A 13,179-nucleotide genomic window follows, 5' to 3' on the forward strand; every position below is an offset into this window, starting at 1 on the left:
GATGCGCCTGGGCACGACCTTGCAGCTTGGCAGGCTCACGCTGAAAGTTGATGCCTTTATTGTGCTGTGCATTTTTCTCAGTTGCGGCATGTTCGTCAGTCTGGGTTTCTGGCAACTGGACCGGGCGGCGGAAAAGCGCGCGCTCTCTGCCGCCTATCAGGAAGCGGCGCAGGCCGAGCCGGTAGCATACGAGTCATTGTCGCACGCTGATGCAGAACGGGTAACCAACAATCAGCGGATGGCATTGCAGGGACGTTTTCAGAGTGAAATATCCTTTCTGGTGCTTTACCAGTTCTTCCGGGGGCAACCGGGCTATGAACTGGTAACACCCTTCAGGCCTGCCTCCGGTGGCGATCTGGTTCTGATCAGCCGCGGCTGGATTGCACCGGGTAGTCATGGTGACCGGCCCGAGGTTCCTGCTGTTGAAGGTGAGCAAACCCTGATTGCCCGCGTTTATCTTCCCGAGTCGGAAATACCGGCAGGGGAGGTCACGGATGACAGCTGGCCAGTCAGGTTGCCGCGGCTGAATTTGACCCAGGCCGGTCGTCTGCTGGGTGAACCCGTTGTTCCGTATGTCTTGCGGCTGGAGTCAGATCAGCCCGGGGTTCAGGCCCGGCACTGGTCACAACCCGATTTCAGTACTCGCAGTCACTACGCATATACGGCACAATGGTTTGGCCTGGCAGCGTTGGTTTTGTTGCTGTCGTTTGTTTATGCCAGCAACGTTCTCAGTGTGCTGCGAGACAGATAAATCGAATTTGCCCCCCCCCGTCCTTTTTTGTGGAGTTTTTATACGAATGCCGCAGTTATACCTGGTTGTTGATGATCTCAGTCAATGGACGCACACCTTGCCCGGTGAAGCCGTTATCAGCTTTGAAACCTACCTTACCGAACATCCGATCAAAGGTCAGAAAAAAACACGTATCATCAACCTGTGTAATACCGACCAATACCTGAGTACCGGGTATTACTGTTCCCTGCTTGCAGAAGCACGTGGTCACAAAGTACTGCCGCCGGCCAATACCCTCACGGACCTGAGCAGTCAGCAGTTGACGCTGGTGCAGGCGGCCGAGGTATTGGAGGATCTCAATCATAAAGATCTGACGCGAACCGATGATGGATACGCGTTCCGGGTTTACTTTGGGCGCACGGCTTTGCCGCAACTCAAGCTGCTGGCGCGCCGGTTGTTTGAGCGTTTTCCCTGTCCCATCCTTGAAGTGCGCCTGGCGTTTCTGCCGGGTCTGCAAACCAGCGTTGCGGCAGCACCGGAAGAAGTCGTCGCGCCCGTGGATGCTGCGGGTGAGCACACCGTGTCTGACAGCTGGCAGATACGGTCTGTGCATGCGGTTGCTTATGCCGAACTGGACGAGCAGTCAACGCCGGAGTTTGTTGCTGCGCTGGAGAAGTTCACTCAAAGTGTCTGGCGCAAACCACGGAGCAGCAAAGCCAGTCGCTGGGACATGGCAATCCTGGTCAATCCGAGGGAAAAGCTGCCGCCCAGTGATGCCAAGGCACTAAAGAAGATGGAGCGCGCCGCACAAAAAATGGGGTTCGCGGTTGAATTTATTGGTCCACAGGATTACGCGCGACTGGGCGAGTTTGATGCGCTGTTCATTCGCGAAACAACAGCAATAGATCATCATACCTATCGTTTCGCCCGCAAGGCGGAAATTGAAGGCCTGGTCGTGATGGACGACCCGACGTCGATCCTGCGCTGCTGCAACAAGGTGTTTCTGCAGGATGCGTTCACCTACAGCGGCGTGCCAACGCCATTGACGCGTATTGTATCGTCCGGCTCGGAAGCCTCACTGGATGCACTTGAAGAAGCGTTTACCTACCCGATTGTTCTTAAAATACCCAACAGTGCCTTCTCGGTAGGCGTGATGAAAGCCGAAGACAGAGCCATGCTCAAAAAAATGCTGAATGAGCTGCTGGCCAAGTCTGCCCTGATCCTGGCGCAGGAATACCTGTACACCGAGTTTGACTGGCGAGTGGGTGTGTTAAACAATCGCCCCCTGTTTGCCTGCCGTTACTTCATGGCCAAAGGGCACTGGCAGATTTACAACCATGGCGAGGATCGAATCGGCAGCGGTGGCTGGGAAACCCTGCCTACCTATGAGGTGCCCAAAGCGGTGCTGGACGCAGCATTGAAATCGGCGCGCATTATCGGTGACGGTTTGTACGGCATCGACATCAAGCAGCATGGCGACAAGGTTTATGTCATTGAAGTGAACGACAACCCGAGCCTGGAAGAAGGTGTTGAGGATGCATTTATCGGCGACGAACTGTATATGCAGATCATGAGCGAGTTCGCCCGTCGCCTCGAGAACCGCGGGCGCTGATCACCACAGCGGTGCGCAGTTTGTCTTTGCCAAACTGCGACATGCGGGTAAAGTCCGTGCGGGCAATAGGCAGGTCCTCGCAGTCCAGTCCGGTCTGCTCCTCCAGTGACGGGTCCGGGTCGTGAACAAAAAAGCAGGTGTCATCGTACGCCGTGATGGTGACCCAGTGGGGAGCCTTTTTGCGATCCAGCCGGTAACTGCTGACCAGCGCCAGAACCAGCGCGCCATCCTTGATGGCCTGCTCCAGGTCCTGCTGGGATACATCCTGATACAAAACAGGGATGCTGTTGGCACTGACCCGTTCCAGAAACTGATTATGCACAAGAGCCATGATCAGTTTTTTGTCCGGATCCCGTACGCCCTCCAGGAACAGCGCGCCGGTCTGGTTGACATAGATCTTTGCATCAAAACCGCGTTTATGGGCCGCCAGGGCCAGGCCAAAGGGGTGGCAACCGCCATGCCCTGAGGTCATGAAAATTGTGGTCGCCTCGCGCCAGATATCCAGCTCGACAAGCTGTTCAGGTTTGAGGCGTTTGTCCAATGCTGCCATTGCCATCATCAGAGATGCCGGGCCGCAGGTAAAGCTGGTGGTTTGCTGATACCAGGGCACGGCGTGACCGCGTCGGCGTTTGGGGGCATCACGAATGATCTTCTGCATACGCAGGGCGTCGCGATGATCCTCGTAGTAGTCCTCCAGGGTGCCAAATGCAACATAACCAGCAGACTCATAAAGCTTTATGGCAGCACTGTTATCTTTGGCGACTTCCAGGCGCATGAAAAAGCGCTGGCGATTGACCGAGGCAGTTTCCAGCGACTGTAGAAGTTTCGCGCCGATGCCTTTGCCACGCGCATCGCGGGCGATTGCAATGGAATACAGGCGAGCAAGGTGGGTGGCGCCATGAAACAGAACCAGCCCATAACCCAAAAGCTGGCCCTGCTCGACAGCAACCATGAATTCACGGTTGGGTGCCTGAATCCAATGCCGCAGGCGGCGTCTGCTCAGCCTGTCGCTGTCAAAGCTGGCCTGTTCCAGATCGTGTAAAGCGTCAAGATCTTCCAGCACGGCTGGCCTGATCCTGACGCTGACGCTGACGCTGACGTTGGCTTTAGCGTGCGGCATGAGTGTCCCGCGGCTCTGTGCCTGTGCCCTTACTGAATGGCAACAATCTGCAGTTCGACGCGCCGGTTCATGGCACGGCCTGACTCATTGTCGTTACTGGCAACAGGCTCATCCGGGCCCATGCCCTGGCTGATCAGACGGTTCTGTTCAATGCCCGTCGCTGCCAGAAAGTTGGCGACACTGTTTGCACGCCGATTGGACAAATCGTAGTTGTAATCGCGTGCGCCGGTGGAGTCGGTATGGCCTGTTACCCGCAAGCGCGTGTCAGTGTACTTGTACAGAATCGTGGACACTGAATTCAATACCGGCTCAAAGTTGGGACGGATGGTATAAGCATCGGTGGCAAAAGTGATATTGCCAGGCATGACCAGATCAAGCTGATCACCGTTGCGGCGTACCTGAACACCGGTGCCCTGCAACTCTTCACGCAGTTCGGCTTCCTGTGCATCCATGTAGGCACCCACGCCGGCACCGATGGCACCGCAGCCCAGCGCCGCATTACGCGCATGCTGGCCGCTGTCCCGGGACCCGATCAATCCGCAGACCACGCCGCCAATGGCACCATAGGTGGCCGCGCGCGCTGCCTGCCGTTCGCCAGTGTAGGGGTTGGTGGTGCAAGCCGCCATGGCCGCTGTTGCCAGTATCAATAAAGAAAAACTTACCAGTTTGGACATAATCATCACTCCTTTGTGAACACCACAGTTACGACAGTCTATCATGCCGGTGGTTACATTAACGTTACATTAACGGATCAGCGTTGTGATTTATTCCATGGAGGCGATGTTGCGTGCCAGCGCGTGGCCGCTAAGCCAGGCGCCCTCTACGCGGCCGCCGTTGAGCCAGTCGCCACAAAGGCCCAGTTTCAGGGCTGCATCCCATGCGCAAACTTCGGGTTGTGGTGATGACACCGGCTCTGAATAGCGCCAGCGGTGTGCTGTCACACTGACCGGGGCAGGGCCGCCCAGGGCGGTAAACGCCTGTGTGAGGGCGTCCATGACGGCGTCTGTGCTGTCTTCCAGGTGTTGCCCGCTCCAGCTGGTGCTGGCATGCAGAACCCAGGTTTCGCTGTCAGGACGGCCGGGCTTGCTGTTGTCGCGGGCGATCCAGCGCAACGGGCCGGCATTGACGAAAGCGGCATCAAATGGCAGGGGTACCGGCGTGCTGAAACTGAGCATGGCTGCCCAGCATGGCAACATGTCACTGGCCTCGCACAGTGCCGTCATCCGGTTGCAATGTGCTTGCGTCAGGCTCGCCGCCTGCGCTGACGGAATGGCCAGAACAACTGCGTCATAACGGGTCTTTTCGAGCGCTTCGTGTGCCGGTGTGGTTTCATCAAACCGCAATTGCCAGCGGTGCTCGTGCCTGCTCAGTTCGGTCACCCGCGCCGAGGTGGTCATGCCAAGTTCATTTGCCAGCCAGCGCGCCGGTGAGGACATTCGGGGTATGCCAACGTAGCGTGACGGTGTGTTATCCCGGCGGTGAGGTGAACCCTCGCCCAGCACAGCGACGGTGGTCTGCCACAGGCCGGCGACACCGGCGCGTTGCCAGCGTTCCAGCTCTGCCATGAACAGCGGGTGGCGCGCAGTAAAGTACTGGGCACCATGATCCGCCTGCCAGTCGTCGCCGCGCCGCGTGCTCATGCGCCCGCCAGTACCGCGTGATTTGTCGAAGACGCTGACTCGCATGCCCAGGTTTTCCAGCTGCGCAGCGCAGGACAGCCCGGCGATGCCGGCGCCGACAACGGCAATGTGGGGGGTATTCAGCAAACAGCTCATGGCAGATTCCGGCTCTGATCAACCTCGATCAAATCCTCGATTGCAAAACCACTGTCACCGGCCTGCTTGATCAGAGCATCATAAACAGTACTGTCCAATACGGGCTCGCGCGCCAGAATCCACAGGTAGTCTCGCGAAGGTCCACTGATCATGGCCCACTGGTAGCTGTCCTGCTCATGATTCCGGCCATCATCCTGGTCAAGAGCAATAATATGGTAACCACCGTAGAACGGACCAAAAAAACTTACTTTCAGGGACCCCTGGCTGGGGTCACCGACAAATTTGGCCCTTCCGTCAGCCTCGTCCCATTGTTGTTCGTCGTTGTTGTAGCCGCGGTTCAGCACGCTGACGCTGTTGTCTTCCTGCAACTCATACTCAGCAGTGACATTGCTGAGGCCGCGCTCGAACCGATGATCAAGACGGGCGATTTCGTACCAACGTCCTGTGTAGCGATTGATATCAAAATTATCTACAACACTCAGCCCGTCGGGCGGTGCTGATGAACAGGCTGCCAGCGTCAAGGTGAACAGAAGAACTGCCAGCAAGCGTATGGAAGCGGATTGTTCCGGTTTCTTGGACATAATAGGTATACCTGTCACCATGATATGGGTTTCCCTGCCCAGTCGAGATAACTGGCTTCACCGTCGATGGGCAGAGTCGTGGCCAGCGAAAGCAATTTACTGGCTACAAAATCAACATCAAAAAGTTTATCTTCCGGTACGTTGCGCTGGAAGGGTTTTGACAAATTCGTGTCGACTGTGCCCGGGTGAAACGCGACCAGCTTTACATTGGGCGCGCGCCTGGCGTACTCGATGGCGGCGGTTTTGATCACCATATTCAGCGCAGCTTTTGATGCGCGATAACTATACCATCCACCTTTGTGATTGTCGGAGATGCTGCCGACGCGGGCGCTCAATACAAACACGCGGCACGGTTCTTCACCACGCAGAATGTTCAACAGTGACATAAGCCAATAGGCGGGCATGACCGAATTGATACGCAGTACTTCAAGCATATTGCTCATGTTCAACTCCTCGGCGCGTTTCTCCGGTTTGATCGCATCAGTGTGCAAAATGCCGGTGCTGATTACAAGCTGCCTGATCCAGCCCTGCATTGGCGCCATCTCGCGCACCAGGTGATCGATGCCCGCCTCGGAGTAGTCGCAGACAAACTGCTGAACAGACGCGGGCAGCGCAAGCGGCGCCCGGCTGACTGCCAGTATGCCGTCGCCAGGCTGCTCCCGGGCGAGTCGCTGGATAACGGCACCGCCAATGCCGCTGCCCGCACCAATAATTAAACTGTAGTGTCTGTCGTTGATGGGTTGCATTACAGATTGTCCAGATTTTCCAGTAGTTTTGTTGCGTGCTGCGTCAAAGCCTGTTTTTTGCTGTCAGCCATTTTATCGTAACTGCGATAAATCATGGTCATTCTCGGATTGCTGCTGAACCTGTCCCGATGGCGGCTCATGAAATGCCAGTACAGGCTGTTGAACGGGCAACTGTCGTGCTCGGTACTGGTTTTGACCGAATACCGGCAATGTTTGCAATAGTCCGACATTTTGTTGATGTAGTTGCCTGATGCAGCATACGGTTTGCTGCCCAGCAATCCGTCGTCGGCATGCATTACCATGCCCAGGGTATTGGGCAGCTCAACCCAGTCGTAGGCATCGGCATAAACGGCCAGGTACCAGTCGCAAATCTCGCCAGGCGTGATGCCTGCCAGCAGGGCAAAGTTGCCGGTCACCATCAGGCGCTGGATGTGGTGAGCATAGGCATGGTCAAAGGTGTTGTTGAACGCCTCGCGCATGCAGTTCATGTCGGTTTCGCCGCTCCAGTAATAGGACGGCAGACTGCGAGAGTTGTTGAGCGCATTGTTGGCGGCGTAGGTCGGCATCATCAGCCAGTACAGGCCGCGCACGTATTCGCGCCAGCCAAGGATCTGACGGATAAACCCTTCGGTCGCGTTCAGCGGCACCTTGCCGGCCCGATGCGCAGCCAGCGCCGCATCACAGACTTCGCGCGGATTCAGCAAACCACAGTTGAGGCTGGTCGACAGCAGGCTGTGAAACATGAAGGGTTCACCCTGTGTCATGGCATCCTGAAAATCACCAAACCACGGCAAGCGCTGCTCAACAAAATCCGCCAGCGCCGTCAGCGCCTGGTCGCGCGTGACTGGCCAGTTGAAGCGGGACAGGTCTCCCGGATGGTCGGGGAAATGTTTATCGACCAGGTCAAACACAGCCTTGTCGTCATCAGTGTAGGAATATGCCGGCAGGGCAGGCAGCGGTGGTTCACCGCGGTAGGGGCGGCGATTGCTGCTGTCGAAATTCCACGCGCCGCCAACCGGTTGTTTGCCGTCCATCAGTATGTTCGTGCTGCGGCGCATGTCGCGGTAAAAAAACTCCATGCGCAACTGTTTACGGTCACGGGCCCAGTCGGCGAAGCGTTGTTTGCTGCAAAGGAAGCGGTCATCATCGAGCACGGTCACCGGGATGCCCAGGCGATGTTGCCAGTTGCTGATGATGTCGTGATGCAGTCGATACTCGCCGCATTCGGTCATTATCAGGTTGCTCGGTTTGTGCTGGTGCGTTAATGCTGCGACAACATCCAGCAGGCTGTGTTGTGCACTTTCTGCGTCGAAGTGATGGTAGTGCACCTGCCAGCCATCGTTCTGCAATGTTTTTGCAAAGTGCCGCATGGCACAGAATAGCAAGGCGATCTTCTGTTTGTGGTGTTTGACGTAGCGTGCCTCGGCGCTGACCTCGGCCATGACGATAAGGTCAGTGCTTTTATCGAGTTCGCGCAGGCAGGACAGCCCGGTGCTTAGCTGGTCACCCAGAATCAGTGCGTACTTCATCGGCAATTGTCGTCGCAGACCGATCGACGACCAAACAGGGCAGAGATTCGGTGCCGGTGGCGGGCAAAAAAGCGATACACCAGATCGGCGACCGGACGGATCAGCGGCCAGCGCAGAAAGGCAAACCAGTGACCCTTGCCGACCAGTTGCCAGGCTTCACAGGTCACGTCCAGGCCGTAGATCATGGTACCGTCGGCACGTTCACCGTGCAGCATTTTGTCGGCAGCGACTACGTCAATATGCGGAAATCGCTGTGCAAAATCAGCGGCATTGATATCCTGCAGATCCAGCGCCGAGGTTTTATCCAGACGTCGCAAATGGTTGATCTCTGTCAGGCACAGGGGACACTGGCCGTCGTAGAATACCCGCAGTTGAGACATGGCTTGGTGGTAATCCTCGTATAGGGTGAAAGCGTGTGTTCTCAGCGTTGTTGCCGGGTCTTGAAGCGGTGCAGCTGGCTCTCCAGTTCCCCGCTAAGCGCTTGCAACTCGGCTGACAGGCCGGCCAGATCCACTGCCTGCGCAGCATTGCTGCGCGCGATACCATCGACTTCACCCAGATGATTGGCAACATCGTCACCCACCGCCGTCTGTTCTTGGGTGGCGGCAGCGATCATGTCGTTAAGACGGGAAATCTGGGTGACTTCTGTCGCCATTTCTGACAGGGTTTCAACGCTGGCATCGGCGGCCTGCAGGCATCGCTGCACTGCATTCTGGCTCCGTCCCATGGCGTCGTGTGCGGACTCCGAGGCGCCCTGCAGGCGTTCAATAAACCGTTCGATCTCGGCGGTGGATTGTGCGGTGCGTTTTGACAGGTTACGTACTTCATCGGCAACCACCGCAAAGCCGCGGCCGTGATCACCGGCGCGGGCTGCTTCAATGGCCGCGTTCAGAGCCAGCAGGTTGGTCTGCTCGGCAACACCTTTAATGACGTCGACCACCTGATAAATGTCGGCCGCCAGTTTGGCGGTGCCCGATACCGCTTCGCCGGTGAGCGCGATATCCTTGTTCAGCGCCGTAATCTCCTGCTTGATGTTCTGCATGGCGCGGTTACCCTGCGTCGAATGGTCGTCGGCATTGCGGGCAGCCGAGGCGGCCTGTTCGGCGTTGCGGGCAACTTCGGAGGTGGCCGTGCTCATTTCACGCATGGCCTGCACCATGTAGTCGCTTTCACTGGCCTGACGTTCGGCGCTGGCACTGACCTGTGATGACTTCTCCGTCAGTGCTCCGCCCATATCACGCAGGCTGTTGAGCTTCTGGTTGATGCCAACCACCAATGATTCCAGTTGATCCACAAAACCGTTAAAAGCTTCTGCGACCGGAGTGTCAAGGTCGACGCGGAAAGACAGGTCAACGCCCTGGCCCGACTGCGACATCCGGCCGGTGGCATGGGCGATGGACTCGCTTTCCAGCGCGTCGCGACAGGCCAGCACGGCCAGATAAATCAGCACACCGGCTTCGGCGATAACATAACCGGCATGGACAAAAATCATGCTCCACATGGCATGTTCAGTCACCCAGACGCCAAAACCATTGATCTGCAAATAAAAGAACAGAAAGTGGTGAATGGCAATGGTGACGGTGGCAACCACGATCGGGAGCCAGTCACGGTAATAGATTAACAGCGCCAGTAGCACAAAAATGGAGAAGTGCATTTCGATAGTGCCGTGACTTTGATGGATGTGAAGCGCGGACATCACCATGAATGACACTGCCATCAGGCACCGGTACAGCCGTGTGCCACGGATGGTCTGCAGCAGTGCTGCCATGGTCGCCAGGGTGCCACCCCCAATAATCAGGGCGCTGCCCCAGGTCCCGTGCCAGGGCGCGAGCGCCAGAGCATAGAGCAAACAAACGCCAAGCACGCCGGTCATGATGACATCGGCACGTTTGTGATGTTCGGAAGACTGACCAGCCTGCGTAAACATATTCATGAATGATGGCTCAATAAAAAAGAAGGGTATCTCTGTTTATCGGCACTGCTGATGGCAGCTTGATGCGTCGAGCATTGGTTGCAGATAAAAATTCAATGAATATACGTCGCGGGGCAACTTTCGGTTCAGCCGACCCGGATGTAATGGCACTGTCATAATAAAGTTGTTAAATATGCTTCCGTTTCAGGAATGGCATTCCCGTACTGTAGAGGTAGCACCATGACAAACCAAAAGCCGGATAATCCCGAACGTCGATTCATGCTTAAAAGTAGCGCCATGGCCGTTGCCTTTGCCGCATCGCCGGCGGTCAATGCGCTGCAATCGATGGCCACTCAGCAGCGCAGCGGTCGGCCACTGGGCTCGTCATTGGCCGACAGCCCTTACGGCCCGGTGCGCCCGGTGGCAGACAGCATCACGGGTCTGGAGCTACTGCAACTGCCGGAAGGCTTCAACTACGCTACTCTGTCCTGGACCGGCGATACCATGAGCAATGGCCAGTCCGTGCCTGCCCGATCTGACGGTATGGGTGTGGTAGCCGAGCGCGGCGACGAAATCATCCTGATCAGAAATCACGAGGTGGGCGCGGGTCCGCTGATCAATGCCCTGGGACTCTACGATGAGGCGCTGGCGGCAGATGGGCAGAACGTTGGCGGCGGCAATACCACCGTGCATTTTTCGCGCAGTCAGCGTCGTGAAATTCGCACTGTGCCCAGCCTGGGTGGCACCATGGTCAACTGCGCGGGTGGCGTCACTCCCTGGGGTACCTGGCTGTCCTGCGAAGAGACCGTCGCTGACAACACCGCGACAGGCGGTCGCAAACACGGTTATGTCTTCGAGGTCACCGTTGAGCCCGAACATACCAGTGCCCAGCCCATTGTGGACATGGGACGCTTTGATCATGAGGCGGCGGCCGTTGATCCCGCTACCAGTTACGTCTACATGACAGAAGACAATCGCAACCGTTCGTGTATTTATCGTTACCTGCCGGTAGACACCAGTCAACAACCGGGCTCTCTTGAGCAAGGTGGTCGTCTGCAGGCAGCCAGAGTCGTCGGCGTGCAACGCGCGGATATGCTGATACCGGAACTGGGTGAAGAAGTGGAAATCGAATGGGTTGATATTGCTGATCCGGATATGGCGCCCGAAGGTGAGGCCAGCGGCCCCTACCTGCAGGCTCGCGAAGCAGGCGCGTTGAGTCTCAGCCGTGGTGAGGGTATCTGGTATTCGGAAGGACTGTTTTACATTGTTGATACCAGTGCCGGACGCAACGAGCAAGGTAATGCCGGATACGGCGATGGCGCGGTCTGGATGCTTGATCCGGCCAGCAACCGCATGCGCTGTCTGTTTGCCTCTACCGACGCGAAGATGGCCAATAATCCGGACAATGTCACCGTCAGTCCCCGCGGTGGTGTGGTGATGTGTGAGGACGGCGGCGGTGTCGAAGACGAGTTCGGCTTTGGTGAACGTTTGATGGGCCTGAAGACCAACGGCGAGTCATTCATTTTTGCCAAGAACAATATCGTGCTCAGCGAAGCCGACATCTCCCGCTCGGGTAAGCAATGTGAGCCCGGTGACTACCGGGGGGCTGAGCTCGCGGGTGCGTGTTTTGATCCCAGCGGTGAGTTTCTGTTTGTGAACATAATGGGGCCGGGTATTACGTTTGCCGTATGGGGTCCCTGGGAACGGGGTCCATTTTAAAAAGCTACCTCGTCCTGCTCCTGGCGGCGTTTGCCGGCCAGGATGCCGGGCAGGGCGTAGTTGCCTTCGTGGCAGGCGTATTCGTAAATGCGTTCGCCTGCCGGGCGGGCGTGCAGCACCATCTCTGCGGTCCAGGGTTGTGTGTAGGCCACCGGGTCGTTCATGGTGAAGCTGTAGACAATCTCCTCTGCTGAGACCATGCGCAGTCGTTCGGTCACTTCCAGCCCCGGCCCCGAGCCATAGTGTGATTGCTGTGGGTGCATATTGCGGGTGGTTACCACCAGGGTATCTCCTTCCCAGCGCCCCACCGAGTCGCCCATCCACTTATGCACGTCCGGGGGCAGGTGCGCGCCGTGCAGGCGGATGATACGCGCATCATGCATCATTTCCGCCATGATCATCACGTAGTTTTCCGTCTGCACAATCTGGTAATTGTTGTTGTAGATGATGGGCATCATGGGTGGCCCGGCGCTGGAGTTGGAGGTGCGGAAGTCGTAGAACAACAGACAGCGTTCGCCTATTGTTGCCATTTCCGGGCCCAGAAAGGCGTCGTCGCCGTGCAGGTCTCGCCAGTGTTCCATCAGGTTCTGTTCCGGCGCACCCTCGCGGAAAGGAATCTGCCCGTCAGGTGGATCAATGATCATTGAGGTGCGGTATTCGCCATCAATCTGCACAACCTGTGTGCCGCGGTCCAGCCAGAAGGTATTGTAGGCCGCTGCGGTATTGCCATCGGTGGGGGGCGGCCGGTTCGGGTCGCTGGGGGCAAATGACTGTTGTTCGCGCTGCTGTGCGCTCTGCTGCAGCGTCAACGCTTCTTCGGCACTCATGACGCGTTGCTCGCCCAGGCGCGCCGGACGTTGCAGGGGCGTTTGTGTGCCATTGCTCCAGATACCCTGCAGATCGGGCTGTCCGGAAGCGGTGCGGGGTATGTCCTGAGCAGACACAGCAGCACTGAGGCCCGCCAGCATAAGCAAAACCAGGAGTTGTTGGTGTCGGCGGATGCTCTTGTTTTTGTTGATTGTCAGCATGGTGTCACCTGCCTCTGAAGTGAGTTGGCTTTCCTTCTGTTTCAGATCCACTGTTACTGGCCACTATAGCTGAAATCAAGACCATTGACTTGTCGGCGCGATACGTGGAAATTATTTTACGCATCGTATTGACAATCATTCCTATTCGCGTTTATTCTGCAGCCTGTCTTGAGCAATGAATTCCAGTGAGGCTGCCCGAATGTACGTTTGCATATGCCGCCAGATAACCGATAAACAGATCCGCGAGTACTGTGCGGATGGCAATGCCTCGCTGGCAGATGTGCGTGCTGATCTCGGCCTGGCCAGTGATTGTGGGCGCTGTGGCAAATATGCCCGCCAGATCATTGCAGAGACGGTATCCGCAGTCAGCTGCAAGGACATCGCCTACGCCGCTTGACTCTGCCACTCAGGGCGCCTGTCCCGGGCG

Annotated in this window: 13 protein-coding genes; 4 read left to right on the forward strand and 9 right to left on the reverse strand. The window is 57.0% G+C overall.

The genetic code is table 11. The annotated features are described in order from the left end of the window. Position 1: 1 nt before the first annotated feature. Together WD071_RS15595 and WD071_RS15600 are read left to right on the forward strand one after the other, a co-directional pair. Complete coding sequence (locus tag WD071_RS15595; protein WP_368049321.1) at positions 2 to 751, forward strand: SURF1 family protein; 750 nt, start codon at positions 2 to 4, stop codon at positions 749 to 751. A gap of 46 nt (positions 752 to 797) precedes the next feature. Continuing rightward, on the forward strand, positions 798 to 2,342 hold the full coding sequence (locus WD071_RS15600; RefSeq protein WP_368049322.1) for a RimK family protein: 1,545 nt from the start codon (positions 798 to 800) through the stop codon (positions 2,340 to 2,342). Here the strand turns inward: WD071_RS15600 and WD071_RS15605 are convergent. The 8 genes from WD071_RS15605 to WD071_RS15640 all read right to left on the reverse strand — a co-directional run bounded on the left by WD071_RS15605 (position 2,299) and on the right by WD071_RS15640 (position 10,026). Then, entirely contained in the window at positions 2,299 to 3,462 is a 1,164-nt protein-coding gene (locus tag WD071_RS15605) for a peptidase C39 family protein (protein WP_368049323.1), read from the reverse strand. The genes WD071_RS15600 and WD071_RS15605 overlap by 44 nt on opposite strands. 29 nt (positions 3,463 to 3,491) lie before the next feature. Continuing rightward, a complete protein-coding gene (locus WD071_RS15610; protein ID WP_368049324.1) occupies positions 3,492 to 4,136 on the reverse strand; it encodes an OmpA family protein in 645 nt (214 codons plus the stop codon). Positions 4,137 to 4,226: 90 nt separating this feature from the next. After that, positions 4,227 to 5,237, reverse strand: coding sequence for an NAD(P)/FAD-dependent oxidoreductase (locus tag WD071_RS15615; RefSeq protein ID WP_368049325.1), 1,011 nt, complete (start codon positions 5,235 to 5,237; stop codon positions 4,227 to 4,229). Then, positions 5,234 to 5,818 carry a lipocalin family protein gene (locus WD071_RS15620; protein WP_368049326.1) on the reverse strand — a complete coding sequence of 195 codons (585 nt, stop codon included), beginning with the start codon at positions 5,816 to 5,818 and terminating at the stop codon, positions 5,234 to 5,236. The genes WD071_RS15615 and WD071_RS15620 overlap by 4 nt, the downstream gene beginning before the upstream one ends. A gap of 14 nt (positions 5,819 to 5,832) precedes the next feature. Continuing rightward, on the reverse strand, positions 5,833 to 6,564 hold the full coding sequence (locus WD071_RS15625) for an SDR family NAD(P)-dependent oxidoreductase (protein WP_368049327.1): 732 nt from the start codon (positions 6,562 to 6,564) through the stop codon (positions 5,833 to 5,835). Further along, entirely contained in the window at positions 6,564 to 8,093 is a 1,530-nt protein-coding gene (locus WD071_RS15630) for a cryptochrome/photolyase family protein (RefSeq protein ID WP_368049328.1), read from the reverse strand. The genes WD071_RS15625 and WD071_RS15630 overlap by 1 nt, the downstream gene beginning before the upstream one ends. Beyond that, entirely contained in the window at positions 8,090 to 8,473 is a 384-nt protein-coding gene (locus WD071_RS15635) for a thiol-disulfide oxidoreductase DCC family protein (RefSeq protein WP_368049329.1), read from the reverse strand. The genes WD071_RS15630 and WD071_RS15635 overlap by 4 nt, the downstream gene beginning before the upstream one ends. Before the next feature lie 41 nt (positions 8,474 to 8,514). Beyond that, complete coding sequence (locus WD071_RS15640; protein WP_368049330.1) at positions 8,515 to 10,026, reverse strand: methyl-accepting chemotaxis protein; 1,512 nt, start codon at positions 10,024 to 10,026, stop codon at positions 8,515 to 8,517. Positions 10,027 to 10,245: 219 nt separating this feature from the next. On the opposite strand from WD071_RS15640, the gene WD071_RS15645 reads away from it, so the two are divergent. After that, positions 10,246 to 11,724: a PhoX family phosphatase gene (locus WD071_RS15645; RefSeq protein ID WP_368049331.1), complete on the forward strand. Its 1,479-nt coding sequence runs from the start codon at positions 10,246 to 10,248 to the stop codon at positions 11,722 to 11,724. On the opposite strand, the gene WD071_RS15650 is transcribed toward WD071_RS15645, so the two are convergent. After that, positions 11,721 to 12,752: a hypothetical protein gene (locus WD071_RS15650; RefSeq protein ID WP_368049332.1), complete on the reverse strand. Its 1,032-nt coding sequence runs from the start codon at positions 12,750 to 12,752 to the stop codon at positions 11,721 to 11,723. The genes WD071_RS15645 and WD071_RS15650 overlap by 4 nt on opposite strands. Positions 12,753 to 12,951: 199 nt before the next feature. On the opposite strand from WD071_RS15650, the gene WD071_RS15655 reads away from it, so the two are divergent. Beyond that, entirely contained in the window at positions 12,952 to 13,149 is a 198-nt protein-coding gene (locus tag WD071_RS15655) for a (2Fe-2S)-binding protein (protein ID WP_368049333.1), read from the forward strand. Positions 13,150 to 13,179 lie beyond the last annotated feature (30 nt).

It is taken from the genome of Pseudohongiella sp. (assembly GCF_040877505.1).
GTDB lineage: Bacteria > Pseudomonadota > Gammaproteobacteria > Pseudomonadales > Pseudohongiellaceae > Pseudohongiella.

Coding starts and splice junctions, on each gene's coding strand:
- WD071_RS15595 (WP_368049321.1), top strand. CDS start 2: ATGCGCCTGGGCACGACCTTGCAGCTTGGCAGGCTCACGCTGAAAGTT.
- WD071_RS15600 (WP_368049322.1), top strand. CDS start 798: ATGCCGCAGTTATACCTGGTTGTTGATGATCTCAGTCAATGGACGCAC.
- WD071_RS15605 (WP_368049323.1), bottom strand. CDS start 3,462: ATGCCGCACGCTAAAGCCAACGTCAGCGTCAGCGTCAGCGTCAGGATC.
- WD071_RS15610 (WP_368049324.1), bottom strand. CDS start 4,136: ATGTCCAAACTGGTAAGTTTTTCTTTATTGATACTGGCAACAGCGGCC.
- WD071_RS15615 (WP_368049325.1), bottom strand. CDS start 5,237: ATGAGCTGTTTGCTGAATACCCCCCACATTGCCGTTGTCGGCGCCGGC.
- WD071_RS15620 (WP_368049326.1), bottom strand. CDS start 5,818: ATGTCCAAGAAACCGGAACAATCCGCTTCCATACGCTTGCTGGCAGTT.
- WD071_RS15625 (WP_368049327.1), bottom strand. CDS start 6,564: ATGCAACCCATCAACGACAGACACTACAGTTTAATTATTGGTGCGGGC.
- WD071_RS15630 (WP_368049328.1), bottom strand. CDS start 8,093: ATGAAGTACGCACTGATTCTGGGTGACCAGCTAAGCACCGGGCTGTCC.
- WD071_RS15635 (WP_368049329.1), bottom strand. CDS start 8,473: ATGTCTCAACTGCGGGTATTCTACGACGGCCAGTGTCCCCTGTGCCTG.
- WD071_RS15640 (WP_368049330.1), bottom strand. CDS start 10,026: ATGAATATGTTTACGCAGGCTGGTCAGTCTTCCGAACATCACAAACGT.
- WD071_RS15645 (WP_368049331.1), top strand. CDS start 10,246: ATGACAAACCAAAAGCCGGATAATCCCGAACGTCGATTCATGCTTAAA.
- WD071_RS15650 (WP_368049332.1), bottom strand. CDS start 12,752: ATGCTGACAATCAACAAAAACAAGAGCATCCGCCGACACCAACAACTC.
- WD071_RS15655 (WP_368049333.1), top strand. CDS start 12,952: ATGTACGTTTGCATATGCCGCCAGATAACCGATAAACAGATCCGCGAG.